The organism is Ensifer sp. 22521 (assembly GCF_052044795.1).
Lineage (GTDB): Bacteria > Pseudomonadota > Alphaproteobacteria > Rhizobiales > Rhizobiaceae > Ensifer.
The window spans coordinates 16,094-42,593 of record NZ_JBQENM010000030.1 but is presented as its reverse complement, the minus strand read 5'-3'; the positions used below and the strand labels follow the sequence as shown (position 1 = coordinate 42,593).

General features: G+C 63.1%; 22 protein-coding genes. 16 read left to right on the top strand and 6 right to left on the bottom strand.

Features of this window, described 5'->3' with window-relative positions; all coding sequences use genetic code 11:
• Positions 1 to 34: 34 nt before the first annotated feature.
• Together ACTJKE_RS30870 and ACTJKE_RS30865 are read right to left on the bottom strand one after the other, a co-directional pair.
• Positions 35 to 2,155, bottom strand: a complete 2,121-nt coding sequence (locus ACTJKE_RS30870) for a mechanosensitive ion channel domain-containing protein (RefSeq protein ID WP_440639068.1) — start codon at positions 2,153 to 2,155, stop codon at positions 35 to 37.
• Positions 2,156 to 2,261: 106 nt separating this feature from the next.
• Complete coding sequence (locus ACTJKE_RS30865; protein WP_440693432.1) at positions 2,262 to 4,766, bottom strand: SH3 domain-containing protein; 2,505 nt, start codon at positions 4,764 to 4,766, stop codon at positions 2,262 to 2,264.
• Positions 4,767 to 5,238: 472 nt separating this feature from the next.
• Here ACTJKE_RS30865 and ACTJKE_RS30860 point away from each other — a divergent pair, with 472 nt between their 5' ends.
• The 9 genes from ACTJKE_RS30860 (at position 5,239) to ACTJKE_RS30820 (ending at position 14,447) form a co-directional block, all read left to right on the top strand.
• A complete protein-coding gene (locus ACTJKE_RS30860; RefSeq protein ID WP_057251312.1) occupies positions 5,239 to 5,685 on the top strand; it encodes a helix-turn-helix domain-containing protein in 447 nt (148 codons plus the stop codon).
• A 27-nt stretch (positions 5,686 to 5,712) separates the two neighbouring features.
• Positions 5,713 to 7,584 (top strand): SARP family transcriptional regulator, encoded by a 1,872-nt coding sequence (locus tag ACTJKE_RS30855; RefSeq protein ID WP_440693430.1) that lies wholly within the window; start codon positions 5,713 to 5,715, stop codon positions 7,582 to 7,584.
• Positions 7,585 to 7,616: 32 nt separating this feature from the next.
• Positions 7,617 to 7,838: a hypothetical protein gene (locus ACTJKE_RS30850; protein WP_057251314.1), complete on the top strand. Its 222-nt coding sequence runs from the start codon at positions 7,617 to 7,619 to the stop codon at positions 7,836 to 7,838.
• A 9-nt stretch (positions 7,839 to 7,847) separates the two neighbouring features.
• The gene (locus ACTJKE_RS30845) at positions 7,848 to 9,098 is read left to right on the top strand and encodes a YcaO-like family protein (protein WP_440693428.1); all 1,251 of its coding nucleotides are present in this window, start codon (positions 7,848 to 7,850) and stop codon (positions 9,096 to 9,098) included.
• Complete coding sequence (locus tag ACTJKE_RS30840) at positions 9,095 to 9,820, top strand: TfuA-like protein (protein WP_058328063.1); 726 nt, start codon at positions 9,095 to 9,097, stop codon at positions 9,818 to 9,820. Before ACTJKE_RS30845 ends, ACTJKE_RS30840 begins: the two co-directional genes overlap by 4 nt.
• Before the next feature lie 120 nt (positions 9,821 to 9,940).
• Complete coding sequence (locus ACTJKE_RS30835) at positions 9,941 to 10,177, top strand: hypothetical protein (protein ID WP_058328064.1); 237 nt, start codon at positions 9,941 to 9,943, stop codon at positions 10,175 to 10,177.
• Between the two features lie 619 nt (positions 10,178 to 10,796).
• Positions 10,797 to 11,834: an isopenicillin N synthase family dioxygenase gene (locus tag ACTJKE_RS30830; RefSeq protein WP_058328065.1), complete on the top strand. Its 1,038-nt coding sequence runs from the start codon at positions 10,797 to 10,799 to the stop codon at positions 11,832 to 11,834.
• Positions 11,835 to 11,879: 45 nt separating this feature from the next.
• Positions 11,880 to 13,241 carry an O-acetylhomoserine aminocarboxypropyltransferase/cysteine synthase family protein gene (locus tag ACTJKE_RS30825; protein ID WP_082663593.1) on the top strand — a complete coding sequence of 454 codons (1,362 nt, stop codon included), beginning with the start codon at positions 11,880 to 11,882 and terminating at the stop codon, positions 13,239 to 13,241.
• Positions 13,242 to 13,421: 180 nt separating this feature from the next.
• Positions 13,422 to 14,447 carry an NADP-dependent oxidoreductase gene (locus ACTJKE_RS30820; RefSeq protein ID WP_440693426.1) on the top strand — a complete coding sequence of 342 codons (1,026 nt, stop codon included), beginning with the start codon at positions 13,422 to 13,424 and terminating at the stop codon, positions 14,445 to 14,447.
• Between the two features lie 20 nt (positions 14,448 to 14,467).
• On the opposite strand, the gene ACTJKE_RS30815 is transcribed toward ACTJKE_RS30820, so the two are convergent.
• The 4 genes from ACTJKE_RS30815 to ACTJKE_RS30800 form a co-directional block, all read right to left on the bottom strand.
• Complete coding sequence (locus tag ACTJKE_RS30815) at positions 14,468 to 16,228, bottom strand: tetratricopeptide repeat protein (protein WP_440693424.1); 1,761 nt, start codon at positions 16,226 to 16,228, stop codon at positions 14,468 to 14,470.
• Between the two features lie 219 nt (positions 16,229 to 16,447).
• Positions 16,448 to 16,723: a hypothetical protein gene (locus tag ACTJKE_RS30810; RefSeq protein WP_058328068.1), complete on the bottom strand. Its 276-nt coding sequence runs from the start codon at positions 16,721 to 16,723 to the stop codon at positions 16,448 to 16,450.
• Between the two features lie 449 nt (positions 16,724 to 17,172).
• Positions 17,173 to 18,219, bottom strand: coding sequence for an HAD family hydrolase (locus ACTJKE_RS30805; protein WP_440639078.1), 1,047 nt, complete (start codon positions 18,217 to 18,219; stop codon positions 17,173 to 17,175).
• 43 nt (positions 18,220 to 18,262) lie between these two features.
• Positions 18,263 to 19,234, bottom strand: coding sequence for a formylglycine-generating enzyme family protein (locus ACTJKE_RS30800; protein ID WP_058328069.1), 972 nt, complete (start codon positions 19,232 to 19,234; stop codon positions 18,263 to 18,265).
• Between the two features lie 254 nt (positions 19,235 to 19,488).
• Here ACTJKE_RS30800 and ACTJKE_RS30795 point away from each other — a divergent pair, with 254 nt between their 5' ends.
• From ACTJKE_RS30795 to ACTJKE_RS30765, 7 genes are all read left to right on the top strand, one after another.
• A complete protein-coding gene (locus ACTJKE_RS30795) occupies positions 19,489 to 20,460 on the top strand; it encodes an AAA family ATPase (RefSeq protein ID WP_058328070.1) in 972 nt (323 codons plus the stop codon).
• A gap of 16 nt (positions 20,461 to 20,476) precedes the next feature.
• A complete protein-coding gene (locus tag ACTJKE_RS30790; RefSeq protein ID WP_113514497.1) occupies positions 20,477 to 21,472 on the top strand; it encodes a DUF58 domain-containing protein in 996 nt (331 codons plus the stop codon).
• A 71-nt stretch (positions 21,473 to 21,543) separates the two neighbouring features.
• A complete protein-coding gene (locus tag ACTJKE_RS30785; RefSeq protein ID WP_440693422.1) occupies positions 21,544 to 22,002 on the top strand; it encodes a DUF4381 domain-containing protein in 459 nt (152 codons plus the stop codon).
• Positions 21,989 to 22,993 carry a vWA domain-containing protein gene (locus ACTJKE_RS30780; RefSeq protein ID WP_058328073.1) on the top strand — a complete coding sequence of 335 codons (1,005 nt, stop codon included), beginning with the start codon at positions 21,989 to 21,991 and terminating at the stop codon, positions 22,991 to 22,993. Before ACTJKE_RS30785 ends, ACTJKE_RS30780 begins: the two co-directional genes overlap by 14 nt.
• Positions 22,990 to 24,561, top strand: a complete 1,572-nt coding sequence (locus tag ACTJKE_RS30775) for a VWA domain-containing protein (RefSeq protein WP_440693420.1) — start codon at positions 22,990 to 22,992, stop codon at positions 24,559 to 24,561. The genes ACTJKE_RS30780 and ACTJKE_RS30775 overlap by 4 nt, the downstream gene beginning before the upstream one ends.
• Positions 24,558 to 25,928 (top strand): BatD family protein, encoded by a 1,371-nt coding sequence (locus ACTJKE_RS30770; RefSeq protein ID WP_440693418.1) that lies wholly within the window; start codon positions 24,558 to 24,560, stop codon positions 25,926 to 25,928. The genes ACTJKE_RS30775 and ACTJKE_RS30770 overlap by 4 nt, the downstream gene beginning before the upstream one ends.
• A gap of 130 nt (positions 25,929 to 26,058) precedes the next feature.
• Positions 26,059 to 26,499: a hypothetical protein gene (locus tag ACTJKE_RS30765; RefSeq protein WP_058328076.1), complete on the top strand. Its 441-nt coding sequence runs from the start codon at positions 26,059 to 26,061 to the stop codon at positions 26,497 to 26,499.
• The last annotated feature ends 1 nt before the right edge of the window (position 26,500 follow it).

Genomic DNA, 26,500 nt, shown 5'->3' with positions numbered 1-26,500 from the left:
CTCCCATGCCCCCGAGAAACCTCGATGATAAAGGCTATTCCTGTGGCGCACCGCCTTCGGCAAGGACGGCCGCAGCTTTCTTCTTTTCGATGGCATCGCGGGTCGCGGCAGCGGCCGCAGCGGATTGCTGCTGCTCGTCGCCCGCCACCTGCACCGTCGGAGAGGCGAAGTTGATGCCGTTTTCCTTGAAGGCTTCCTTGATCATGACCTGAGCCCGACGCCTCACCTGGGTCTGGCTTCCCGGCTTCGTCTTCATGGCGAAACTCAAGGTCATACCGTAGTCGCCAAAATTCTCGACCCCCTTCATCTTCACCGTTTCCAAGATCAGAGGTCCGATATCCGGATCCTCGAGAAGCTTGGCTCCGATGCCCTTCACCACCTTCTTCACCTTAGCGACGTCGGCATCGAAGGAAACGTTGATCAGGAACTTGTCGATCACCCAGTCACGGCTCATGTTCTGGACTGCGCCGAGCGACCCGAAAGGCACGGTAAAGACCGGGCCACGGTGATGCCGGAGCTTGACGGAGCGGATGCTGAAGGATTCGACCGTGCCCTTGTAGCTGCCGCTCTGGATGTATTCGCCGATGCGGAAAGCGTCGTCCATCATATAGAAGATACCGCTGATGACATCCTTGACGAGCGTTTGCGAACCGAAGCCGATCGCGACGCCAAAAACGCCGGCGCCGGCAATCAGCGGACCGATTTCCACTCCCAGACCCGAGAGCACCATCAGCACCGCCACGATGGCGATGAAGGCCGCGAGAAAATTGCGCAGGATCGGCAGTAATGTCATCAGACGGGTGTTGCGGGCGCGCTCGGCCGGGTCCTCGGTCGCATGATTGGCCTGCTTGACACGCAGATTGATGAAACCTTTCACCAGCTGCCAGATCAGATCGGCCGCCAGCAGGATGACGATGCCGGCCAATGCCCCTCGGACAACCCGATTGAAGGCGTCGTCGTGCATCATGGCAGTGGCGCTGACCTTGAAGACGAGTGCCAGCCAGCCGGCGGCCAGAGCGATAACCAGCAGCCTCGCGCCGCGCTCGATGAAGATGTTGCGCATGACACGCGTATCGTCTTCGGCGGAGGCATCCAGCAAGGTCTTGGTGAAGGCGCTGGTGAAGCGCAGCAGCGGCGGTATGCCGATCACGTAGAGGCCGATCCAGAACAGGACGTCCATGCCGGCGACCCAAAGCATCCACAGCACGATCAGGAAGGCAATCAACAACACGTTACCGACGATGCGGCGTGAGCCGATGACCGCGCCGACTGGCCGGCGCACCACCGTCACGATCCCGAGCACCAGGACCACCAGGCCGAGAGCCGCGGCGATGAGATCGTGCACATCGGGGGGAATGGAAAGAGCGTGCATCGCATCGCCGACACCCCACACCAGGGCAGCAGCGCCGATCAGCCACAACCAGTGCCGGTGCCAGAAGCGGGCCTCATCCGCCGTCAGCGACATATAGCCGGCCCGCCCATCTGCACTCCCCTCGCTGGCCGGTCCACCGGTCAGCACAGCCGAGGCGATGATCATCAGCAGGCGGGCGCCGATCCAGGCCCCGAGCAACGGCGCAATCGTGGTCTCCAGCCGCCTCGGCCAATCGGCAATGGCGAGCACCGACATACTGGCGGCCGCAAAAACGATGAGCGGCAGAACCCGTGTCAGGATTGTTCGGGCCGGCCCCGTCAGGACCGCACCCTTCAGGCTGCGCCCCAGCACCCAACGCAGCAGATACTCGGCACCGTAGCCGATCAGCAGGATGAAGAAGAACCCCTTGAGGATCGGGGCGGCACCGTGGTTTTCCATGTCGCCGGCGAGGCGATCCCGCGCGGCTTGCATCTCGGGCATAACGCGCGGCACCGCATTGGTGATGCCTGTCAGATGGCGCCTGATCTGGGCCGTCGACCGGGCGACAATCCCCGTCGCAGGCGCCTCGGTCGCCGCCGCGGCAGGCGCCTGTTTTGTCGAAAGCCACTGCTTCACTTCCGGATCGTCGAGGAGCTGGATCAGTTGCTGGACCTTGGCGGGCGGCGCGGCGGGCGCCGCCTCCTGCGCAAACCCCTTGGAAACGGGACCGAAGATAATTGAAAGAAACGCGAGAAGGCCGAAGACCGGCCCCAGAAAACGACGCGACGACCCGACACAGCCCATTGTGACCACCCCCAGGGATCATGCCGGCCCCGACCGGCATGATTCTCAACTTTTACAAATGCTAACATACCTGTAGGCGGTTCTACCAACGCCCTTTCGCCGCGGATCAACGGCGCCGGAAACCGCCGCCCCCATGGAAGCCTCCCCCACCGTGGAAGCCACCGCCTCCCTGAAAGCCGCCGCCACTGTGGAAACCGCCTCCACCGCTCGGGAAGTTCAGCGGCCGCTGATTGAAGGACTGACGCTCGAAGGAACGCTGATTACCGAGCTGTCGGCCGATATTGTCGATGGCCAGATGATCGGGCGCGCGGTCCAGCGTTCGTGCTCCCTGACCGGATTCGATCCGCTGGTTCAGGTTTTGGACAGCGTCCGGATGCCTGGCGGAAAACTGTTCGCCCGCCTTGGCCCTGTCCTGGATGGAAGGCTTGTCGATCGGCTGCCAGCCGTCAGGCGTGTGCTTCTGCCATTGCCCGTCGTCGCGGCGATAGACGTTTCCGTCGCGCCCGGCGTAAACGTCGCCACCCTTGCCACCGGCGACGAAACCATGGTTGCCGTCTGACGTGCGCCAATGGGCCACCGCTCCGGCCGCAGTCGAACCGCCGGAAACGCGCGCAAAGTCGGAACCGTGCTTGACGGATGCCGTTCCCCAGCTCCCGTAGACATTGTGTCCGCCACGGGCGATCGCCGCGTTGCCGGTGCGCGGATTGTAGGCGGCGACGAAGCCTCGGTCACCGTTCGGCCCGTAGCGGACGGCGCCTCGCATATAGGTACCGGTGCGCGGATTGTAGGCCGCACCGGCGGCGATGCCGCGATAAGGCCCATAGGCATAGCCGTAGCGGCCGAACGTTCCGACAGCCGGGTTATAGAACGCACCGACGCCATAGGTCACGGGACGCGGATAATAGGGCCAGTAGCCGCCGCCAGCCCAGCCATAGTCCCAATAATCGTCATAGTACCAGCCGGTGCCGTAGACGAAGGTATCCCAGGCGAGATAGGCACCGAGATAGCCCGTCGTGTAGCCGAACCAGACCGCGTCGGGCTCGGTCTCGTAGATCCGTACATAGGTGGCGTTGTAGACGGGCGAGGATGGCGGGATCTTGTAGATCGCGTCGGGCACCGCCTTAGCGACGCTGAAGGGTCCGGTCGGCGTATCGCCGACGAACCAGACACCGTCCTTCACCACGAAATACTTGTCACCGACCTTGATGACCGTCTCGTTGGTATTGACGGCGAAGGCGAGCGAGGTGCCGTCGATCTTCTCGAATTTCGGATCGCCGCTATAGGCCACGTCCACCTTGACCGAACCGTCGAGCGCCACACGCGCCTTTTCGGGGATGCTTGCCTTCAGCCGCGCCTCTGCATTTTCGGATGTGCCGGGAACCGACGAACGCACCGTGTAATAGGCCGCGTCCTGCGGGATGTTCTGGAAATCTTCGGGAAGCTTGCGCGTTGCGAAGGTCCACGGACCGTCGAGGGAGGAACTCGAGAACCAGCGACCGGAGACGAGGATGTACCAGTTGGAATCCGCATCGCGATAGAAGACGTCGCTCTCGCTGTTGGTCGCGACCTTGAGGCCCGTGCCGGGCACCGGCTCCAGCTTCGGCTCGCCGTCGAAGACAAGCAACTCGGAGGGTTTGTCCGAGTAGATGACGTCAGGCGCCACGGCCTTGTCCGCTTGCGGCGGAATAGCCGCCTTGGCATCCTTCCAGTTGTCGTCGTCCGGAAGCTTGCCGAAAATGTCCGGCAGGGACGCTGCAGGCTGCCACCCCGAGGCCAGGTCCTTCGATTGCAGCCACGCCTTGTCGTTGCGCAGATAATAGCTGCTGTCCGCATCGAACTTGAACAGGTCCCAATTCGTGTTGACCGCGAAGGACAGGCCTTCGACACCCTTGACCGGCGCGAACACCGCCTTGCCGTCGGTCTGCAGCAGCACCGCCGGCGCCTTGCTGACGAAAATCGGCGGCGCGTCAGCCTTCAGCCCCTCGACATTGCCGAGCCGCTCGTAGTCCGCCAAGCTCGCCGTCAATTTGTCTTCTGACACCGTGATGGTTCCGACCGGCATCAGCTTGCCGACCTCGAGGGCGAGATCCACCAGTTCCTTCCGGTCGAGGACGGAAAAATTGATCTCCGTCATCTTGATGTCCGATACGACGACCTGGCCGGATGCGCTGTCGGCGTCGGTCCTGCCTGTCACCCCGATGACGCCATAGATCAGCTTGGCATCGTCGGACTGCTTGTATTCGGCGGCGATCAACGCATCGAGATCGGTGAAGTCCTTCCAAGCGTTGATCTGAGGCTGGTAGAGCGTAATGGTCGCGCCGCTGTCGGTCTTGAAGGCGCGTGGCCAGCCGAGCCCCTTGGGATCGGCATCGTTCAGATACTTGCCGCTGACGAAGCCGTTCTGGCCATTGAAGCTCACCGCGCACCATGTGCCGCCATCGTCGCATTCCTTGACGTCGACTTCCGCGCCTTCCGCAATCGTGCCGAGGCTGTCGAAGCCGGTGCCCGGCCCTTCCCGGAAATTGACGGACGCGTTTGTCGTAGCCGAACCGGCCTCGGCCGGAACGGAGGCAATCGCGAAAAGGGTCAAGGCCAGGGTCAATCTGCGCATCACGGTTCTCCGGCGTCTAGCATCAATCCGAACCGGCACCGTGCTGTCGCCGCCTGTGCCACGTTGTTGGCAGGTGAGGAGCGGACATCGGACCGGTATGATCGCAGCATCTTCGGCATCGGGGGCAGCACAAGTACGTAACAGTAACGGCGACCGTAACAGGCCGTTGAAAAGGGACGATGAGGCCCGGCCATGAGCCTCCCTTCGGGCCGCCGAACGCAGATTGACGCAGGATCGATTCGCGCGGGGCCCTTCGTATTTTGGCCGCGATCGAGGCAACGTGACGCACTCGACCCGTCACAATTCGCGCGCTTGCGCCCCGATGACGGCAGCATCGTCCGGCTCATCCCCTGGAAAACCGGGACGGCGCCGCAAATCTCCGCGTTTTAGCCCGTAGTGATTGCATCGGGGGATTTATTCAAGCAAACTCATATGTATGATTTGACCATTCCTACGTGCGGAGGAAATACAAGTGAACACAAAAGCCCCCAGCCAGATTGATGTCTTTGTCGGTTCCCGCGTCAGGATGCGTCGGTTGATGGCCGGGTTGAGCCAGGAAAAGCTGGCCGACGGTCTCGGGATCACATTCCAGCAGGTTCAAAAGTACGAAAAAGGCACCAACCGCATCGGCGCCAGCCGTCTCCAGGCGATCGCCGATATCCTCGGCGTGCATCCAAGCTTCTTCTTCCAGGAAGGCGACGACGCCGCTGCCCGCAACGGCGACACGACGCGCGAGCCGAGCGAAATCTCCTCTTTCGTTTCGTCGAAGGAAGGCATCGCTCTCAATCGCGCCTTCCTGAAGATCACCGATCCGGTGCTGCGCAAGAAGATCATCTCGCTCGTCGCCGCCGTCGCCCAGACGCCCGAGACGGAGAGCACCCGTACAGGGACCAGCCACGCCCAGGATCTGCACGGATAAGCGCCTGCACCCGACAGGAATGACCGGATGACATTCAGACTGCAGACCCTCGGGCGCTTGCGTCTCGTCGATAAGGACGGGCGCGAAGTGACGTTCCCGGAGAAGGGTCTGCTTATCCTTTGCTATCTGATCGTCGGCGGATATCGCGAACAATCGAGAAACGATATCGCCAAGCTGTTGTGGGACGAAGTCGTTCCCAGTCAGGCCTTCGTCAATCTGCGCAAGACGATCTCCCGGATTAGTGCACGGCAGGGCGAACTCGGCTGTCATTTCCTGAGCTTCTCTCCATCGTCGGTCGGACTCGACGTCGATCGACTGCAGAGCGACCTGGATGAAATCAGTCGTGATCCGGGCGATGCGCTCAACCGCTTCCAACTGGCAGCAACGACATTCCAGGAGGACTTTCTCAAGGATCTGAAGTCCCAGGGGCAAGCGCTGCACGGCTGGATCGAACGGCAGCGCGGCGAACACATGACGCTCTTGCGCGAAAGCCTGATCGCAGCCGCGCCGGAAGCGGCGAAGAGCCATCGCAAGCTGGTCAAGGCCGCGGCAGCGCGGCTCCTCGAGCGCAATCCGCTCGACGAGGACGTGCGCAAGATCCTGACCCAGGTGTTTCAGCTGGAAGGCAATCACCTGGAAGCGAGAGCACTTGCACACAGCAATGCGCCGGTTGCTCCAGCCATCGCGGAATGGCGGCCAGCCTCGACGATCTTTGCGCCGGCCTCCGAGGCGGCCGCGGACTTGCGTCCACCGCGCGTCGTGCTGCTGCCGCCGAGCAACGGAGCAATCGACAGTCCCGCCACCCAGTTTGCTGGCGCCTTGATCGAGGACGTCACCATCGGCCTTTGCGCGCTCCGGTCGGTTTCGGTCATCGCCCCCTACACGGCGGCACAAATCAGCCTCCAGGCCGACAAGGCAAACACCTACCAGAAGCACGCCATCAGCTACATCCTCGACACTCGCCTGACGGACGAGGGCAGCCGGCTGACTCTATTCACGCAGCTGATCTTCTTTGCCAATGACGAAGTGATCTGGGCTGACCGCTTCAATCTCGACGGCGACGGGCTGATGACGTCCAGGCGGGAGATCGCACGCCAGATCGCCTATGCCATCGCCAGCCAGGTGGAACGCAACGAGGCGCATCGCAAGACCTACGAAACCAATGTCGGCTCCTATCGCAGCTTCCTGCTGGGGCAGCGCTATCTCAAGCAGCTGAACCTTCCGGAAGTGCGGCGCGCTCGCAAGAGTTTCCGTGAATCGCTGTACGAGAATTCCGACTTTGCGCCGGCGATGAGCGGGCTGGCGCGCAGCTACTTCTTCGAGTGGCTGTTGACGGCGCGTGGTGACAGCGAGTTGCTGGCGCTTGCGGAAAGGCATGCGCGCGACGCGGTGGGGGCCGACGACACGCTGGCAACGGGCTATCGCGAGCTCGGTGTGGTCAAGCTCTATCTGAGGCAGTTCGATGAAAGCATGGAGTACCATGACAAGGCGGAGGCGCTCAGCCCCCAGCATGCCAACGTGATCGCAAGCTATGCCGACACGCTGGTGCAGGCCTCGCGTCCGGAAGGTGGTCTACGCAAGATCCAGGCGGCACTCGACCTCAACCCGATCGCACCGGACGAATATTTCTGGACTGCAGCCGGCGCCAGCTATTCGCTTGGCCAGTACGAGCAGGCGATCGCGTATATCGAGCGTATGCGCGATCCGACGCCTGCAGACCGGTTGTCGGCCGCGAGTTGGGGCATGCTTGGCAACAAGAAAAAGGCCCGCCAATTCGTCCGCAAAACATTCGACGTACACCCGGATTTTGATCTCGACAAATGGATGGCCATCGTTCCCTTCAGGGAAGAGTGGCAGCGGGTCCACTATTGCGAGGGCCTGCGCAAGGCAGGTTTTTGACGTCTTCATTCAACGAAAGCCAGGAGGGGTAAATGGCGAAAGTGGTGGTAATTGGCGTGGCAGGCGACGACAGGCTCTGGATGGCGGATCTGGACGCGGGAACGGTGACGCAAATCCCGACGCCGACCCAAGGACCGCTGGCAGCGGCCAACGATCTGCGCGTCAACGGTGGCGCAACAGTGCACAAGGGCGTGAACCTCGCTGTGGTGGCGGCCTCGTCCGGTTCGGTTTCCGGCGGGTTCATGGACGGCTAGCGCCGACAGGTGGCGCAAGTCACCGGAATTGACCGGCCGTCGGATGATTGTTTCGGTTATCCCACGGCCGGCCTGCTTTCATACAGCGACCGCGCCTGTTCGCCCGAAGAGACCCTTCGGCGCATCGAACCGTTTTTGCCGACATTCGGCGTCAGCAGGCTTGCACGCCTGACCGGGCTCGACAAGATCGGGATCCCGGTCTGGAGCGCCATTTCCCCGAACGCGCGGTCGATCGTCATCAATCAAGGAAAAGGCATCACCGACAATGACGCCAAGGTTTCGGCCGCCATGGAGGCGATCGAACGCGCCGTTGCCTGCGCGCCGGCAGTGCCGACCCGGATGGCGAGCCGACGGACATTATGTGAAAACGGCGATCGGGCGTTGACGCTCCCAGGATTGGTGGCCACCGGCCAGCCGGACCTCGGCGACGATGAGACGGTCGCCTGGCTTCGCGGCTTCGATCTCGCAGACGAAGCCACCACATGGGTACCGCTTCATGCGACCACCCTCGACAGAACCATCGAGGGCTGCCGGTACTGGCTATCCTCCGATGGCCTTGCCTCCGGCAACACCGAGACCGAAGCCATTCTGCACGGTCTGCTCGAGCGCATCGAGCGCGACGCCGAAACGCTCTGGCGTCTGCTGCCGCTGAGCGGAAAGCTCAGGAGTTGCATTGATCCGGCATCGTTCGAGGACCCGATCCTCGACCGGATGGCGCGGCAGATCGCGACTTGCGGACTGCAACTGCGCCTCTTCGACATGACCAGCGACATTGCCGTCCCCTGTTATGCCACGACACTAGCCGATGCCGGCATTCTGAACGCGCGGCAACCTCGGTACCACGACGTGACGATCGGCCACGGAGCGCATCCGGTGGCGCGCAGAGCCGCCATCCGCGCCGTGACGGAGGCGGCCCAGTCAAGGCTCACCTATATCAGCGGGGCCCGCGACGACGTCTTTCCCGAGACCTTTACCCGCCCCCTTCCGGGCGAGACGCAGCGCCTGTTCGAGGCGGTCCCGCAAAGGAAGCCACCGCCGCCATCAAGCGCCGAGGGCGGACCGCACGCGCTGCTGCGGTTCGCAATCCAGCGGCTCGAGGAGGCGCGTATCCGCTCGGTTGTGGTCGTACCGCTGGTGGAGGAAGGCGCCGTGCCGTTCTCTGTCGTCAAGGTTCTCGTTCCGGGCCTCGAGAACCCCGACGGGCTGCGCAAGCGCCGTTTCGGAGAACGGGCGCTGGCACGCGCACTGGAGGTCGGATGAAGGTCGCCTTCGTCGGACCGACCCTGCCGGACGCGCGCCGCGTTGCGGGCGCCGCCATCACTCTCCAGCCGCCTGCCGTGCAGGGCGACATTCTCCGCGCGACCGAGCGTGGTGCGACGGTTATCGGTCTGGTCGATGGCAATTTCGAACAGGTCGCCCCGGTCTGGCACAAGGAGATCCTCTACGCGCTGACGCAAGGCGTTCAGGTTTTCGGGGCAGCCAGCATGGGCGCGCTTCGCGCTGCCGAATGCGCTCCCTTCGGCATGACGGGTATCGGCGAGATCTATCGGCAATATGCGCAAGGCGAGCGAGTGGACGATGCCGATGTCGCCCTGATCCATGGTCCGGCTGAGCTTGGATACCTGCCGCTGACCTTGCCGCTCGTCAATGTGGACGTGACCCTCAGACGCCTGGCGGATCGCCAGCTGCTTTCTGTTGAAGCGGTGGCGGCGGTCGGCGCCGCGGCAACCGGCGTCTTCTACAAGGAGCGCACCTGGGCCGCGGTTGTCGAGCGCGCGGGCCTTCCTGCCGGTATAGACCGCACGCGTCTCGCAGACCTGCTTGCCGCCGAATTCGTCGATCAGAAACGTATCGATGCGCTGCTTTTGCTCGACGCACTACACAACGCGCCAAACCAACGAACGGTTGTGGCACGAGACTGGAAATTCAATTCTACCAGCATGTGGAAGAGGTTGTCCGGTCAACCTGACGCTTCATCTTAAGCGCGTGGTTTTCCCATACAACGTGTGTCACGCTCATGTCACGCGCACTGCCGCGCAGTCAGGCTATGATTGGTCACGCTGAACTGGATCTGGCTGATCCATAGGGAGCTGGGGAAAATCATGCTGTCTTCATTTGCTGTACCGGTGGAACCGGAAGACAAGGAGAAGGAGCTTCTGGCATTGGCTCGCCTTGTCACCTATGCGCGAGACTCCGCCAAGACCCTCAATGTCGAAGGTGTGCAATACTGCCTCGAACTGGCGCTCGCATCGCTGCTCAAGGAGGCAGAGGAATGCGGAGACAAGCGCGCACATCTGACCAACGAACTGCTGACGCGGCCAAGCCTCGGCCGCTGCTGAGGCCAGCAAGTTCGGGCGTTCTGCGTCCAGAATTGCGCAGTCGTGAAGGATCGTCCTCCGTCTTCCGGGACGATGGAATGATCTGATCAACCCAATCGTTACAAGGCCCTGTTTTGCAGAAATGCAAAACGGGGCTTTTCATTTTCCGCCTGCAAGCGAGTTCGCCTGCTGCGATGTGCACGGCGCGGCTTAAGGTGACGGCACTGCGGCTCCGCCGCTGCGTCACCGTGCAGTTGTCGGATATTTCAATTTCGACGCGACGACGCTCGCCAGGGCGAGATGGAAGAGGACGGACGGAATTTCCCCGGAACCTCAGCCCGTTCGAATGTTTGCTTCGCCTGACGCGCGGTATTTAGTCCATAATTTCCATAGATATTATTGAATAATTAGCGCCGCCGGTTAGGCTTGAACCACTCGACACAAGCGGGGATGCCATGAGCCAACGCCGTTCAACGACCAGCGTTTTGTCGCGCAGCACCCTCTTGCGACCAATAGGCACTGCGGCGGCTGCCGCATCCGCCGGCCTCACCTGAAGTCCTTCGATGTGCCCCTGCTCGCTCCGCTTAATCCGCGGGTTTCGGGAGCCAGCGGCACGCCTAACGAAACAACGGAGACTATCTTGAGCCAGACCACCCCTACCCTACCCGTCCTCGACCTTTCGCGCTTTGCGGCGGGCCACCCCGAGCGGGCGACGGCGCTCGATGAATTGCGCAGCGTTGCCCGCTCGGTGGGCTTCTTCTATCTCGAAGGCCACGGGATTCCGCAGGAAGAGATCGACGGTATCCTTTCGCTTTCGCGGCGTTTCTTCGCACTGCCTGAGGATGACAAGCTGGCAATCGAGATGCGCAAGTCGCCGCATTTCCGCGGCTACAATCGCGCCGGGCTCGAATATACCCGCGGCACCCAGGACTGGCGCGAACAGGTCGATTTCGGCCCCGAGCGCCAGAGCCTTGAGGTCGAGCCGGAGGATGCGCCGTGGAAGCGGCTGGTCGGCCCCAACCAGTTCCCGCAAGCCCTGCCCGAGTTGAAGCCGGCGATCCTCGCCTACATAGACGCCGTCACCGGGCTCGGCATCCGCCTGATCGAGATTTTCTCCGAGGCGCTCGGCCAGCAGCCCGATGTCTTCGGGCCGATCTACCGCGACGGCCCCAACCAGCTCCTGAAGATCATCCGCTATCCCGGCCGCGACAAGACGGAAAGCGACCAGGGGGTGGGCGCCCACAAGGACGGCGGTTTCGTCACCATCCTGCTGCAGGACGTGGTCGGCGGTTTGCAGGTCGATGACGGCAAGGGCGGCTGGATCGACGCGCCGCCGAAACGCGGCACCTTCGTCATCAATGTCGGCGAACTGCTGGAACTGGCATCGAACGGTTATCTGCTCGCCAACATCCACCGCGTGGTCACGCCACCGGCAGGCGGCGACCGGCTTTCCGTCGCCTTCTTCCTCGGCGCCAACCTCGCCTCCACCATCCCGGTGCTCGACCTGCCGCCGGAGCTTGCGGCCGAGGTCCGCGGCGTCACCCAGGATCCGCAGAACCCGCTCTTCCATGAGGTCGGCCGCAACGTGCTGAAATCCCGGCTGCGCTCGCATCCCGATGTCGCCGCCGAGCACCACGCAGACCTGCTGGAACAACAGAAGGCGGCCGTGCCCGCCTGATTGACCGGACAGCGCCGATCAACCCGAGAGCCAAGGAGAAATGGCATGACGATCCATCAGAAGCCGGAGGAACCAGCAGCCGAGATCAAGGCACCGACAGGGCTGCGCGAGACCGGCGGACGGCTGCATCCGGAAACGCTGGCGCTCCATGGCGGCAGCTATCGCTTCGATCCGGCAAGCGGCGCCGTCGCCGTGCCGATCTACCAAACGACCTCCTATCAGCTGCCGGGCACGGATGGCGCCGACAAGCTCTTTGCGCTCGAGGCTCCGGGGCATCTCTACACCCGTGTCTCCAACCCGACGCAGGACGCCTTCGAGCAGCGGCTGGCGGAAATCGAAGGCGGGGCAGCAGCACTGGCACTCGGCTCGGGACAGGCGGCATCCGCCTTCGCCCTGCTGAACCTTGCGCGCGCCGGCGACAACGTCGTCAGCGCCGCCGGCCTCTATGGCGGAACCTGGGCGCTCTTTGCCGCGACGCTCAAAAGCTTCGGCATCGAGGTGCGTTTCGTCGATGCCGCCGACCCGGAGGCCTTCGCCCGGGCGACGGACGATAGGACACGCGCCTACTATGCCGAGTCCTTGCCGAACCCGAAACTTGACGTCTTCCCGATTGCCGAGGTCGCCGAGGTGGGCCGGCGCTTCGGCATTCCGCTGATCGTCGACAACACGGCCGCACCGCTGACGATCCGCCCCTTCGATCACGGCGCCGCAGTGGTCGTCTACTCCACGACGAAGTATATCGGCGGTCACGGCACCTCGATCGGCGGCGCGATCATCGACAGCGGCCGCTTCCCCTGGCACGACCATGAGGCGCGGCACCCGAACCTGCATGAGCCGGACCCGAGCTACCAGGGCAAGACCTGGCTGGAAAAGGCCGAGGCGATCGCCTTCCATCCCTACATCCTGCGTGCCCGCGCGGTTCTCTTGCGCGACCTCGGCGCCGCCATCAGTCCGTTGAACGCCTTCCAGTTCATCCAGGGCCTGGAGACGCTGCCGCTCAGAATCCGCCAGCACAACGAGAATGCGATCAAGGTGGCCGAGTTCCTCCGCACCCACCCGAAAGTGGCGCGCGTAATCTTTCCAAAATTCCAGGAGGGCGAAGCGGAGGCTCGCGCCGAGAAGTATCTCCGGAATGGACACTTTGGAGCCCTGGTCGGCTTCGAACTGAAGGATGGACGCGAGGCGGGACGCCGTTTCATCGACGGGCTGAAGCTGCTCTACCATGTCGCCAATATCGGCGACGCGCGCTCGCTTGCCATCCATCCGGCGACGACGACGCATTCGCAGCTTACCGAGGAGGATCAGCTCAAGACCGGCGTGACACCGGGTTATGTCCGGCTTTCGATCGGCATCGAGCATCCGGACGATATTATCGCCGACATCAAGCAGGCGATTGACGCCGCCTGATCGAACGCTTTTGCAGGAGTTGCCGCGGGCTCGCCCTTTAGGGTCCGGCCCGCGGCGCCATTTTGGCGTCCGAACGCGCCGGTAGGCCTCCGTTCGGTTTCATGCCACAACATGCTCTAATCGAGCGTCCGTCGGATGGCACCCCGGCGCAGATCCGGCCATGCATAGGGAGGAAAGACAATGAGCACGAACACCCAGGTTCTGCTGGCCGCCCGGCCATCGGGGCGACCGACGCCGAGCGACTTCCGCATCGTCGAGACGGCAATCCCGGAGCCGGCCGAAGGCGAGGTTCTGCTCAAAATCCTCTACCTCTCGCTCGATCCCTACATGCGCGGGCGCATGAACACCGGCCGGTCCTATGCCAAGCCGGTGGAGATCGGCGCGGTTATGGAGGGCGGCACAGTTGCCCGCGTCGTGCGCTCGCGCCACCCGGATTTCAGCGACGGTGATTTCGTGCTCTCCCATTCCGGTTGGCAGAGCTATGCGCTGTCGCGCGGTGCGGATCTGCGCAAGCTCGATCCGTCGGCGGCACCTCTGTCGGCCGCGCTCGGCATTTTGGGCATGCCGGGCTTCACCGCCTATGCGGGTCTGCTGACGATCGGCAAGCCGAAGCCGGGCGAGACGGTCGCCGTGGCCGCCGCAAGCGGCGCCGTCGGCTCGGCCGTCGGCCAGATCGCCCGCATCAAGGGTGCGCGCGCCGTCGGCATTGCGGGCGGTGCGGACAAGTGCGCTTTCGTTCGCGACACGCTCGGCTTCGATGCGGTGATCGATCACCGCGCTCCGGATTTCGCCGAGCAACTCGCCGCGGCGTGCCCCAAGGGCATCGACGTCTATTTCGAGAATGTCGGCGGCCATGTCTGGGACGCGGTGTTTCCGCTGTTGAACGATTTCGCCCGCGTGCCCATTTGCGGGCTGATCGCGCACTACAACCAGGCCGGCGGTCCGCAGGCTGGCGGCGACAGGCTGCCGGGCGTCATGCGGGAGGTTCTGAGCAGGAGCCTGCTGATCAGGGGCTTCATCCAGCGCGAATTCGCCGATCAGCGTCCGGTTTTCTACCAGGAGATGGCGGGCTGGATCGCCAACGGCGAGGTTCGGTACAAGGAGGACGTTGTCGATGGCATCGAGAACGCCCCGAATGCCTTCATCGGGCTGCTCGAAGGCCGCAACTTCGGCAAGCTGGTCGTGCGGGTGGCCGCCGAGAACTGAAAACCACGCCTCGCGAGCGATCAGTGCAGGCCGGCGAGGCGGACGCCGGCCTTGCCAAGACCATCATCGAGAAGCGCGATCAGTTCGGGCGTATAACCACGCGCGGCGAGTTCGCTCTCAATCGAGCCAGCCTTGTTGCGCTGTAAGCCGTCAAGGGCACTCGTGGCCTCTCTGGTTAGGCCGAGTTGACCTGCCGCCGCCATCCGCAGGAGGTTGACGGCAGTGTCGGCGGGATTGGCAAGCTGGCGCGCACGCGTCAGCGCTTCGCGGTATTTGCCGTTTCGGTAGTCTTCGAGCGCCAGCGTGAGCGCCGCGTCGTGGTGCACATATTCGCAGCCCACTTCCGCCACCCGCGCAAGGTTCACGCCCTCCGAATATTGCCCGCTGACGAAGAGCAGCAGACCGAGCCGAGCGGGAATGGCATCATCGAGCGGATTGAGCGCAACGGCGCGGCGACCGGACATGAACGCGGCCTCCGTGTCGCCGGTGGCGAAGCGCGCCTGCATCTGAGCGATGTAGCTCTGGCTCGATTGCGGTGCGAGAGCTATGGCCTTATCCGCGAGCTTCACCGCCCGCGCCGCCACCGTCGGCGAGGCGCTTGCCTCGCCGGTCGCCACCAGCACCGTGGCCAGGCTGGCAAGGACGTCAGGGTCTGTCGCCTGATAGGTCACCGATTGCTCCAGGCAGGCATGTGCCGAAGCCAATCCTTCCGGGTCGATCCGCGCCAGCGCGACATCGGCAAGAAGCACGCAACCGTAACCGAACGACGGTGACACGAGCTGCCGCGCCGCCTCCAGGCTCACGATGACACCTTCTTCGCCGGCGAGCGATCGGGCAAGCCGAGCCAGCAGTTTTTCCTGAACTGCTCGAGCGTCACCGCTGTCGATATCGGCTTTCGCAGTACCCGCTCGGAGCGCCTCGTTGCTTTGCGCATCGACAACCTGCCACGAGATCTGATGCTCCTTGACGTCAGCGCTGTAAGCGACCGAGAGCCGGTACTCCTTGCTCCCCTGCAGCTTCACCGGCGGTGCCGACGTGACCCAGCCGGTGACCGATGCAACATCGACGCCCGGCGCCGGCGCCTGCGCCAAAGTGCGCACCGCGGAGAACTGCGACAGCGCGTGGACCAGATAATCGCCCGCCCTCCTCTGCTCTTCGGCACCGGCTCCGCTGGCCGCCGGAACGTCGATGACGATCGTCGGCTTGGCGGAAAGCACCGGTTGCCACGGGAGGCGCTCGACGACGGAGAGATAGAAGGCTCCAGCCATTGCCGCCGTCCCTGCGACAGCGGCGCCGATCAGACCGAACGGCCGACGCTTCGGCTGGACGATGGCGGGAATGACGGCGACCAGTTCCTCCGACTCGTTCGCCATCTGCTTGGGAGCCGTTGCGATTTCCGACGGGTCCGGTGAGCGGTCGCTCACCGCGAAATGCGGAACGTAATTGCCCTTGGGAAGCTCGATGCGAAGCCTCGCCTTATCGCCGACCGTCTCGTAATATTGCGTCAGCGCGGCGCGCAGGCGCGAGGCTTCAACACGCACGATCGGATCGGTTGCCGGATCAAAGGAAGCCGGCCGACCGAAAACGTCGATCGCGATGGTATAGGCTTTGACCTGCCCCGAGCGGCCAGCGAAGAATTCATCGACCAGGTAGCGCAGGAGTTTCCGGTGGCGCTCAGTGGCATGAAACTGACTATCGGCAAGAATACGATCAAGTGCAGGGCGTGCGTCACATTCGGCAACGGCACAATGAGCTGCTTGACCCGCATTTCTGGCTTCCATGATGCGCTCCCAACTGCCCACAACCCCAAAGAGAGTGCAAACGCGAGACGAACTCTAGACGAGAGCCGCAGTGGCGAAAAGAAAAATATTGCGCCATCACAAAACATTTTCACGAAGGAAATGAGTCATTTTAAAATAGAGCAAGAACCAACCGAAAATCCCACAGAATTTTCACGGGATTTACATGAAATGTATGAACCCAAGAAGGCTATCTGTTAATCACAATGGACGAGGTTCGCGGCCTGAATCGATGATACAGATGGAAATTACCTCTTCTTCGATCTCGCGACAGATCAATTCATACTCCGAGATCATCGAATGATCCAGAGGATCGAGCTTACGTTGCCGGTCGAGCATGGAGCTCGCCTCTTCATAGGCCTCGCAGAGGCTGGAAAGAGAAAGGTTCTTGACGCTCAGCAGTTGCAGTTGACCGCGCAACGCCGGAAGCTTCAGCATGAGCTTCAGAAGTCCGCGCTGTACGGCCGCGTTGGGCATTGTTTTCTACCCGCCTGATCGACAATCGATGACCTTGCCGCCAGCCCGATACGCTGGCGCACCATTTCTCAAGGATCATTTTATCCGGGACCGTGACGACACATCAGCCCGCCGAGCGCTCAACCAAAACTGGCAGCCGGACCGGACCTCTCCCTCGATGGTTAACGTGACAACAGACGCTCCGTTTCGGAAGTACGTAACAGTAACTTTGCCCCGATAGTCTTGACGTCGACGATATGATCGTCCGAGTTCGTCCTTGGATACGACAAGCTTTATGCCTCAGCAGGTCCCGGTATCGCCAAGGCGATCCCTATCGATGACAGACCGGTTTGGACGCCTTTGTCGAACCGTAGGTCATCGTCTCCGGAACTCCTCAAAGACTAGAATCCGTCGGCCGGAACATCGCAGGCGAACTCGACCGACATGGGCGCGCAACGCGAGTCCGCACGCTACTTGTCGAAAGCATAGATCCTGCGCCAGTCCTCTTTCATGTCGACCAGCAGCCAGTTTCTCTGTTCGGCTTCGGTCAGCGCCTTGTCCAGCTTGCCGACGGGCGATTGCCGGTCATAGGCCCATTCGCGCTCGCCGTCCGTATGGTGCACGATCAGGCCGAAGCGTGGACCGGAGCCCGCTGTTACCCAGCGCAGCATCTCATAGTCGCCGTCGGAGTTGCCGGCCGCAAAGATCGGCCGCCGGCCGATGAACGTATTGATGCCGACGGGTTTGCCCGGGCCGTCGTCGATGAAGTCGATCTTGGGCTCACGCGTCAGCACCGGCGTATCGCCGTCGAGGTCATATTTCGTCGTGATGCTGCTGCCGACGACCTGTTCAGGCGGGATACCGTACATCTGTTCGGTCATCGGCCGCATGAATTCGATGCCGCCGCCGGAGACGATGTAGGTCTTGAAGCCGTTTGCCCGGAGATAATCGAGCAGTTCACGCATCGGCAGGTAGGTGACCTCGTTGTAGGGACGGTTGAAGCGCGGATGTTTGGCGGTCGCAAACCAGTCCTTGACCGTCTTGGTAAACGCATTCGTCGTCATGCCGGCATGGGTCGCCATCACGAGTTCGACGATGCCCTTCTCGCCGGCGGCGGCGACACCCGTCATATCGCCCTTGAGCAGCGATGCGAATGGCTCCTTGTCCTTCCACTCCGGGTGTTCCGGCGCCATCGCCTTGACGCGATCCATAGCGAACATGCCCTGAAAATAGTTCGGCTGCTCAGACCAGAGCGTGCCGTCATTGTCGAAGACGGCGATCCGTTCCTCCGGCGCCACGAAGTCCGCCCCGTTCTCGCTGGTCACGCGCGTGACGAAATCGACGATGGCCGTCTTTGCCTCGCCATCATTCCAGGACGGAAGATTGGCGGCCGGCGCATCGGCCGCGACGACGGCGGCCGGAACGGCGAACGCCGTGGAAAGCAGGAGCAGGAGTCCGACGAGCCGCGAACGGCGCCGGCTCGGCGAGGAATTGGATCGCATCGCAATTGCAGTCATCACGCATCCTCCTTGCGGGAACGAATTGTAACCCCGGGCAAGGTCAGGGCCGCCGAATACAGCGGAACCCGATATGGGTGGTCGCCGCGTTTTCCTCATGCGCATGGCGCGCCGCCGGCCGGTAGCGGCGGCAATAGTTGGGCGCGCAGAGATGCGAGCCACCTTTCACCACCCGGCGGGCGATGTGGATCGTCGGTTGTCTCGGATCGAAGCTTGCTTCCCTGTCGCCGCCCCGCGGATTGGAAGGGATACAGCAGCTCTTTTGCGCCGGCGCCGGATGGTTGGTCGACCAGAAGTCGCGCGTCCATTCCCAGACATTGCCGATCATATCGTAGAGGCCGTAGCCGTTCGGTGGGAAACTTGCGACCGGAGAGGTCCGTTCGAAGCCGTCGGGTCTGAGATTTTCTGTCGGGAACATGCCGTGCCAGGTGTTCGCCATGAAACGTCCCTCCGGCACCAGTTCGTCACCCCAGGCAAATTCCGCGCCCTCAAGCCCGCCCTTTGCCGCGAACTCCCATTCTGCCTCCGTCGGCAAGTCCTTGCCCGCCCATTCCGCATAGGCCCTGGCATCCAGATAGGAGACCTGGACGACCGGATGATCGAACTTGCCGCGGATATTGCTCTGCCGCCCATAGGGCCGCCGCCAATCGGCACCGAACTTGAAGTTCCACCATTGCGACGGGCTGTTGCTGGTAACCCGCTTCGGCGGATCGAAGATCACCGAGCCGGCACGCATCATCTCCGGCAGGGCGCCGGGATAGTCCTTGGGGTCCGGCGTCTTCTCCGCCTCGGTGACGTAGCCGGTTGCCTCGACGAATGCGGCGAACTGCCGGTTGGTCACCGGCGCCACGTCGATCCAGAAGCCGTCCACTTTGACCGGATGCGCCGGCGCTTCCTCCGGATAGTGCTTGTCCGAGCCCATGACGAAGGTGCCGCCTTCGATCCAGATCGGCTCGCGCGCGCTGATTGCTGCCGGCGTTTCGTTGAGAAGCGGTATCTTCGGCGACACGTGCATGCGGCTTCCATCTCCCGAGGGTGGGTCGGCCACCAAACCGGTCCAAGCTAACGCCATTTTTCGCCCGCCCAAAGTACGTAACCGTTACGATGGCAAACAAAACCTCGTGGTGACGATGAAAATCGGCCAAATGTGGTGCTTGCGGGGGTCTTCGTTACTGTTACGTTCTTTCCAATTGGCCTGATTTAACAATAAGCTCTGCCGAAATTTCATGATGACTGATGCTGCCGGAGAGGCAGAGGGAGCAGGAATTCATGGGTGCACGCGACGATATCGAGCAACTCGGCAAGCGCATCGGCGAAGCGATCATCGGCCAGGAGGGCATGATCGAGCGGTTGCTGCTGGGCTTGCTCAGCAACGGCCACTTGCTCGTCGAAGGCCTGCCGGGGCTCGCCAAGACCCGGGCCATCAAGAGCATGGCAAAGAACCTCGACGCGGAGCTGTCGCGCATCCAGTTCACGCCCGACCTCCTGCCCGCCGACATCACCGGGTCGGAGATCTATTTTTCCGACGGCGGCAAAGGCGAGTTTCGTTTTCAGGAAGGCCCTATCTTCGCCAACCTCATCCTCGCGGACGAGGTGAACCGTGCGCCGGCGAAGGTGCAGTCGGCCCTGCTCGAAGCGATGGAGGAACGCCAGGTCACCATCGGTGGCAAGAGCCACACGCTTCCGGATCTGTTCCTGGTGATGGCGACCCAGAATCCGATCGAGCAGGAAGGTACCTATCCCTTGCCCGAGGCACAGCTTGACCGCTTCCTCATGCACATCCAGGTGGATTACCCCGACGCCACCTCGGAAGCCGACATCATGCGGCTCGTGCGTTCCGAGGAAATTCACGCGAAACCCAACAATCACGCCACGGAAAAACTCGCCCAGAATTCAGTGTTTACCGCGCGCCAGGAGATTTCGGCGATCACGGTTTCAGAAGCAATCGAGAACTACATCGTCGCGCTCGTCATGGCGACCCGCTATCCCGACAAGGTCGACAAGGATCTCGCCAAATGGCTGCAGGTCGGCGTCAGCCCGCGCGGTGTCATCGGTCTCGACAAGGTTTCACGGGCCCACGCCTGGCTGAACGGCCGCGACTTCGTGACCCCCGACGATGTGCAGGCCACCGTGCACGACGTCTTTCGCCATCGGCTGGTGCTTTCCTACGAAGCACATGCCGGCGGCACCACCGCCAACCAGGTGATCGACCGTATCGTCGAACTCGTCGCGGTCGCCTGAGGATGGAGGTTTGCCGATGGCCATATCCCTGCCGGCTCTCGCCCGCTCCCGCGGCATCGTAAAACCCCGCCAGGTCGATACGACCGGCGTCTACACGTCGGTCGACACGCTCGTCGGCCTCGAGGCCATGGCCCGAGACCTGACCTTCCTGCGCAAGGCGCCGGTGCAGCGCCTGCTCGCCGGCCGCCATGAATCACGCATGCGCGGCCGCGGCCTCTCCTTCGAGGAGCTACGCAACTATCTCCCGGGCGACGACATCCGCGCGATCGACTGGCGAGTGACGGCACGCACCGGCAAGCCGGTCGTCCGTATCTATGACGAAGAGAAGGACCGGCCGGCCCTGATCCTCGTCGACCAGCGCATCAATATGTTCTTCGGCAGCCGCCGGGCCATGAAGTCGGTCGCCGCGGCCGAGGTCGCGGCGCTCGCAGCCTGGCGCGTGCTGGCGCTCGGCGATCGTGTCGGCGGCTTCGTCTTCGGCGACGAGGAGGTTACCGAGGTGCGCCCTTACCGGAGCCGCGAAGCGGTGATCCGCCTTGCCGACAGCATCGTGCGCCACAATACTGCACTGCAGGCGGGTTCGCGGGCGCCGCATGGCGCAGAGCAGCTCGACGTCGTTCTCACCACCGTCGCCAACATTGCCCGGCACGATCACCTGGTCATCGTCATCAGCGATTTCGACGGCTACAGCCTCGAAACCCGCGACATGCTGTTGAAGCTCTCGGCCCACAACGATGTGATATCCGTTCTCATCTACGATCCCTTCCTGCTCGAGCTGCCGCGCAAGGGCGATATCGTCTTCAGCGGCGGCCTGCTTCAGGCCGAAGTGCAACTCGGCCATGGCAATGTGCGCGAGGCGATCGACAGCTTCGCCAGAAAACGCGGACGGGCACTGCGCGCCTGGCAGGAAGAACTCGGCCTGCCGATGCTGCCGATTTCGGCCGCCGAAGAGGTCGCGCCGCAATTGCGCACCATGCTCGGCCAGCTCGCCAGCCGGCAACGGAGGCGATAGCGATGGCGACGGCCGCCCCTGCGAAAGACCCGTTTTTCGAGGCAACCCTTCGGCAGCTCGCGGACATTGCCATGCCTCAGCCCGTCTCGATGATGCCGCAGACCTGGGCCTGGACGGCGCTCGGCTGCGTCATACTCCTGCTGATCGCCTTCGCATGCTGGCGCTGGTACCAGCGCTGGGAGGCCAATCGTTACCGTCGCGAAGCGCTCGCCGACCTCAAGAAAATCGAGGGACGCCTCGCCGCGTCCGGTACCCGCGGCGAGGCGCTCGTCGCTTTACCCGTCCTCTTGAAGCGCACCGCCTTGGTGCTCTGGCCGCGCGAAACGATAGCCGGGCTCCATGGCACGGGATGGACCGGCTTCCTCGATGCCCATTCCGGCGGCCCGGTGTTCCCGATCGCCTCGGCGCGTTTCTTCGAGGAAGCCGAATATCGTGGCAGCGCGGCGCTTTGCGCCGTCCCGGAACCCGAAGCGCGGGCCTATGTCGCCGCGGCACGTCACTGGATCGAGGCGCACCATGTACGTGCTTGACCACGCCTGGGCGCTGATCTTTCTGCCTCTGCCCTTCGTCGTCTGGTGGCTGCTTCCGCCCTACCGCGAGCAATCGGCCGCCGTCAGAATACCGTTCTTCAAGGACATTACGGCCACCGCCAATCTCGGGCCGACCGAGGGCTCCGTCGTCCCAAGGACCAATCTCGGACAGAAGGTGATTGCGCCCATCTGCTGGGCACTGATCGTTATGGCACTGGCGCGACCCCAATATGTCGAGCCGCCGATCGAAAAGACCGAGCCGCAGCGCGATCTGATGCTGGCGATCGATCTTTCGCAGTCGATGGACACGCGGGATTTTCGCGATCCCTCCGGCAACCTTCAGACCCGTGTCGAGGCGGTGCACAAGGTTGTCGCCGACTTCATCGACCGGCGGCCGGACGACCGGCTCGGCCTGATCGCCTTCGGTGACGCGCCCTATCCGCTGGTACCGTTCACGCTCGACCACAAGACGGTCAAGTTGATGCTGGCCGACAGCCTGCCCGGCATGGCGGGCCCGCGCACAGCGGTTGGCGACGCGATCGGGCTCGCGATCAAGATGTTCGACGCCAGCACCGCGCCCGACAAGGTGATGATCCTTTTGACCGACGGCAACGATACCGCCAGCAAGATGCCGCCCGACAAGGCCGCCAGCATCGCCGCCGACCGGAACGTGGTGATCCACACCGTGGGGATTGGTGACCCCAGTGCGCAAGGCGAGCAGAAGCTCGATACGGTAACCCTTCAGGGTATCGCCGAGACGACGAAGGGCCGCTACTTCTTCGGCCAGGACCAGGCGGGCCTGCAGAACATCTATGAACTGCTCGATCAACTGACACCGGCGAACCAGAAGACACTCTCCTGGCGGCCGCGCATCGAACTGTTCCACTACCCGCTTGGCGCAGCACTGCTTATCGTCCTCGCCTACCACGCCATCATGTGGTTCCTCTCTTCGCTTGCCGAGCGCCGCCGGCGGCAGGAGACGGCGCCATGATCTCGGACTTCCACTTCCTGAGACCGCTTTGGCTGCTGGCACTGCTCGCCGTCCCCCTGCTCATCTACCTCGTCAGCCGGCGCGGCGATGTCCGCTCGCAATGGCAAGGCATGATCGCGCCGCATCTTCTCGATCACCTGTTGATCGAGAAGTGTGGCAAGCGGCGCCTCCAGCCCGTGCACATCACCGCAGCGCTGATCGCCGTTGCCGCCATCGCTGCCGCCGGTCCGACCTGGCAGCGCGAGCGCCCGCCCTTCGTCGAGGACACCGCGCCGCTGGCGATCGCCATCGACCTCAACCCGACCATGAACGCGACGGACATCTCGCCGACGCGGCTCGAACGCGCCAAGCTCAAGGTCCAGGATATACTCAGCCTCAGAAAAGGTTCGCGTACGGCGCTCTTTGCCTATGCCGGCTCCGCCCATATGGTGCTGCCGCTGAGCGACGATGCGGCACTGGTCAAGACCTATCTCGCGGCACTCTCGCCTCAGATCATGCCGGTAGAAGGCAAGGATACGGCAAAGGCCCTGCAGGAGGTCGAGAAAGCCCTGGCCAATGAAACCGCGCCAGGCACGATCCTCTTCATGACCGACGGGGTCGAGCGCTCCGCCTTTCAGGCGTTCAGCCAGAATCAGGGGCGCAACGCGGTGATGGTACTTGGCATCGGCACGGTAGAAGGCGGCCCGGTGAAGACAGCCGACGGCGGGTTCTTGACCGACGCGACGGGCGGTCATGTTCGCTCCAAGCTGGATGTCGACAGCCTCAAGGCGTTGCAGTCCGCATCTACAGCCGAGGTCGCGACCATCACATCGGATGATGCGGATGTGCGCTGGATCGTCAGGCGCATCCAGACCAATTTTGCCGCAAAGACCGCCGAGGGGCTGACCCGCTGGCACGATGCCGGCTGGTGGCTGACGATCCCGATCGCCGTCTTCGGGCTGTTCTGGTTCCGGGGCGGCTGGACCGTGCGCTGGGCCGTCTATCTGCTCGCCATCAGCCTGCTCATGAGCAACGAGCGGGCGGAGGCGGCCGATAACCGCTTCCTCGATCTCTGGCTGACGCCGGACCAGCAGGGCCGTCGCGCCTTCGAGCAGGGCGACTTCCAGGGTGCGGCCGAAAAATTCGCCGATCCCACCTGGCGCGGAGCGGCGCTCTACCGTGCCGGCCGTTTCCAGGATGCGATCGACGCCTTTGCCGAAACCGATACGGCCGAGAGCTACTACAACCAGGGCAACGCCCTGATGCACCTCGACAAGGCGGAAGAGGCGATTACCGTCTATAAGCAGGCATTGAAACGCCGCCCCGACTGGCCGGACGCGAAAAGGAACCTGGCGGCTGCCGAAAAATTCAAGGCCGACAAGGACAAGCAGGAACAGGACGCACAGCAGGAACAGGCGGGCATGGACCCCGACCAGGTGCAGTTCGACGACAAGGGCAAGAAAGGCACGGAGGCGACGATCCAGGGTGGACCACAGACGGCGGACATGTGGATGCGCAACATCCAGGTCTCGCCCGCCGAGCTGCTCGCGCGAAAATTCGCGATCGAGGCAAAGGAGGCGACGCCGTGAGCGCCTTGTCCCGAATGCCTCGGCTGCTGGTCTGGCTCGTCGGCCTGTCGCTTTGGCTTGCGGGCGATGCGCTCGCCGCCAACCCCTTCGCGCGCGCCACGCTCGCGACAAAGGGCACGATCTATGCCGGGCAACAGATAGAGATCGACATCGACGTCTTCGTGCCGAACTACTTCCTGACGCCGCCGCAGTTTCCGCTGTTCGATCTTAGGGGTGCGGAGGTCACCATGCCCGACGACCGCGGCTTGAACCTCAACGAGACTGTCGATGGCGAGGCCTTTTCCGGAATCCGCAAAACCTATGTGATCACACCACAGGCGGCAGGTAATTACGCCCTGCCGACGATCGTGATCCCCTTTGGCTATGCCGCCGTGCCGGGACAAGTGACACAGGGTAAGGTAACCGTGCCGCGGCTCAAATTTACCGTGGAAGCGGTACCAGGAAGTGCCGGCGGCACGCCCGGCGTCACCGCTGGCGAAATCATCATCACGCAGACATTCAACCGCGACCCGGCCGGCCTGCTTGCGGGCGACGCGCTGGTGCGCACGGTCACCACCCGCGCGGCCGGCCTCGCATCCATGATGATCCCCGAGCCCAGCTTGAAGGCTCCGGAAGGCGTGCAGGTTTATCAGCACGATCCGGTACTCTCCGAGGAGCGCACGCCGCGGGGCGAGATCGCCGCGGGACTGCGCAAGGACACCGCAACCTACGTCTTTGCCGAGCCGGGCACCTTCTCTCTGGCGGCAATCACATTGGAGTGGTTCAATCCTCAGACCGGAAAGACCGAAACCGCAGAGGCCGATGGCGCGGAAGTGGTCGTCGGTGCCGGGCCGGCAACGAAGGTTGCCATCGCGCCACCCGCTCCTCCGCAGACAAAAGAACCCTTAGATTGGCTCTGGTGGAGCATTGCGACGGCCACTGTCCTCGCCGTCGCCATTGTCATCCAGTTCGCCGCCAATCTGTTCGGACGGCTGGAAACCTGGATCGATGCGGCCATGACGCGCAAGGCGCAGTCGGAGGAGACGGCCTTCCGCCATGTTCTCGACGCCTGCCGCGACCACGACAGAGCGCGGCTGGACGTGGCACTCGATCGCTGGTCTCGCAAGACCGGCAATGTACCGCTTGCGAAATGGTTTGAGCGATTTGCCGACCCGGAGACGAGGGTCGCTTTCGCTCGGCACCGAAAGAGCCGCTACGGCACTCCGCAATCCCATCACGAGCGGCCAGATTTCTCCCTGCTGCGAAGTGGATTGAAGTCGGCGCGGCGACGCTGGCTGGACGAATTCTCCGACGACGGCGACGAAGCGCTTGATGAATTGCCCAAGCTCAACCCGGTGTTCGACAGCGCCTTGCGGCAGAACCGCTGAAGCCGTGTGAGGCGGCGCGTTACGCGTCCTGCCTGCCTTCGTAACTGTTACGTACTTACCTGAGGGCGCGTTCGCGCGGAGATTGCATCGGTAAATTCGAAACTTTGCCTGCATTCCGAGAGCGATTTGTTTGCGGCCTGCGGCGCCAGCGCTCGCCGTCGTCACCGTGCTGATCGCCGTGATGGTGCCATCGGACCGGCTCGCCACCTTGCTCAATCTCTCACGCGGCAATGGCACGATCGTCTCCTATGAGGAGGGCCTCGGTGCGACGGTCGCCGTCATCGAACAGGGCCAGCCGGACCGGCGCTTCCGCCGCCTCTATATCCAGGGCGTCTCCAACACCGGCGACGCCATGCCGTCGCTGCGCTACATGCGGCTACAGGCGCTCTTGCCGCTCATGATCCACAAGGGCGAGCCGAAATCGGCGCTCGTCATCGGGCTTGGCACCGGCATTACCGCCGGCTCATTGCTCGCCTATCCCGGGCTCGACCGGCGCGTCGCTGCCCAACTGCTGCCGTCGGTCGCCCGCGCCTCGATTGTTTGCCGGCAATTTCAACGCGGCAGGGGATAGC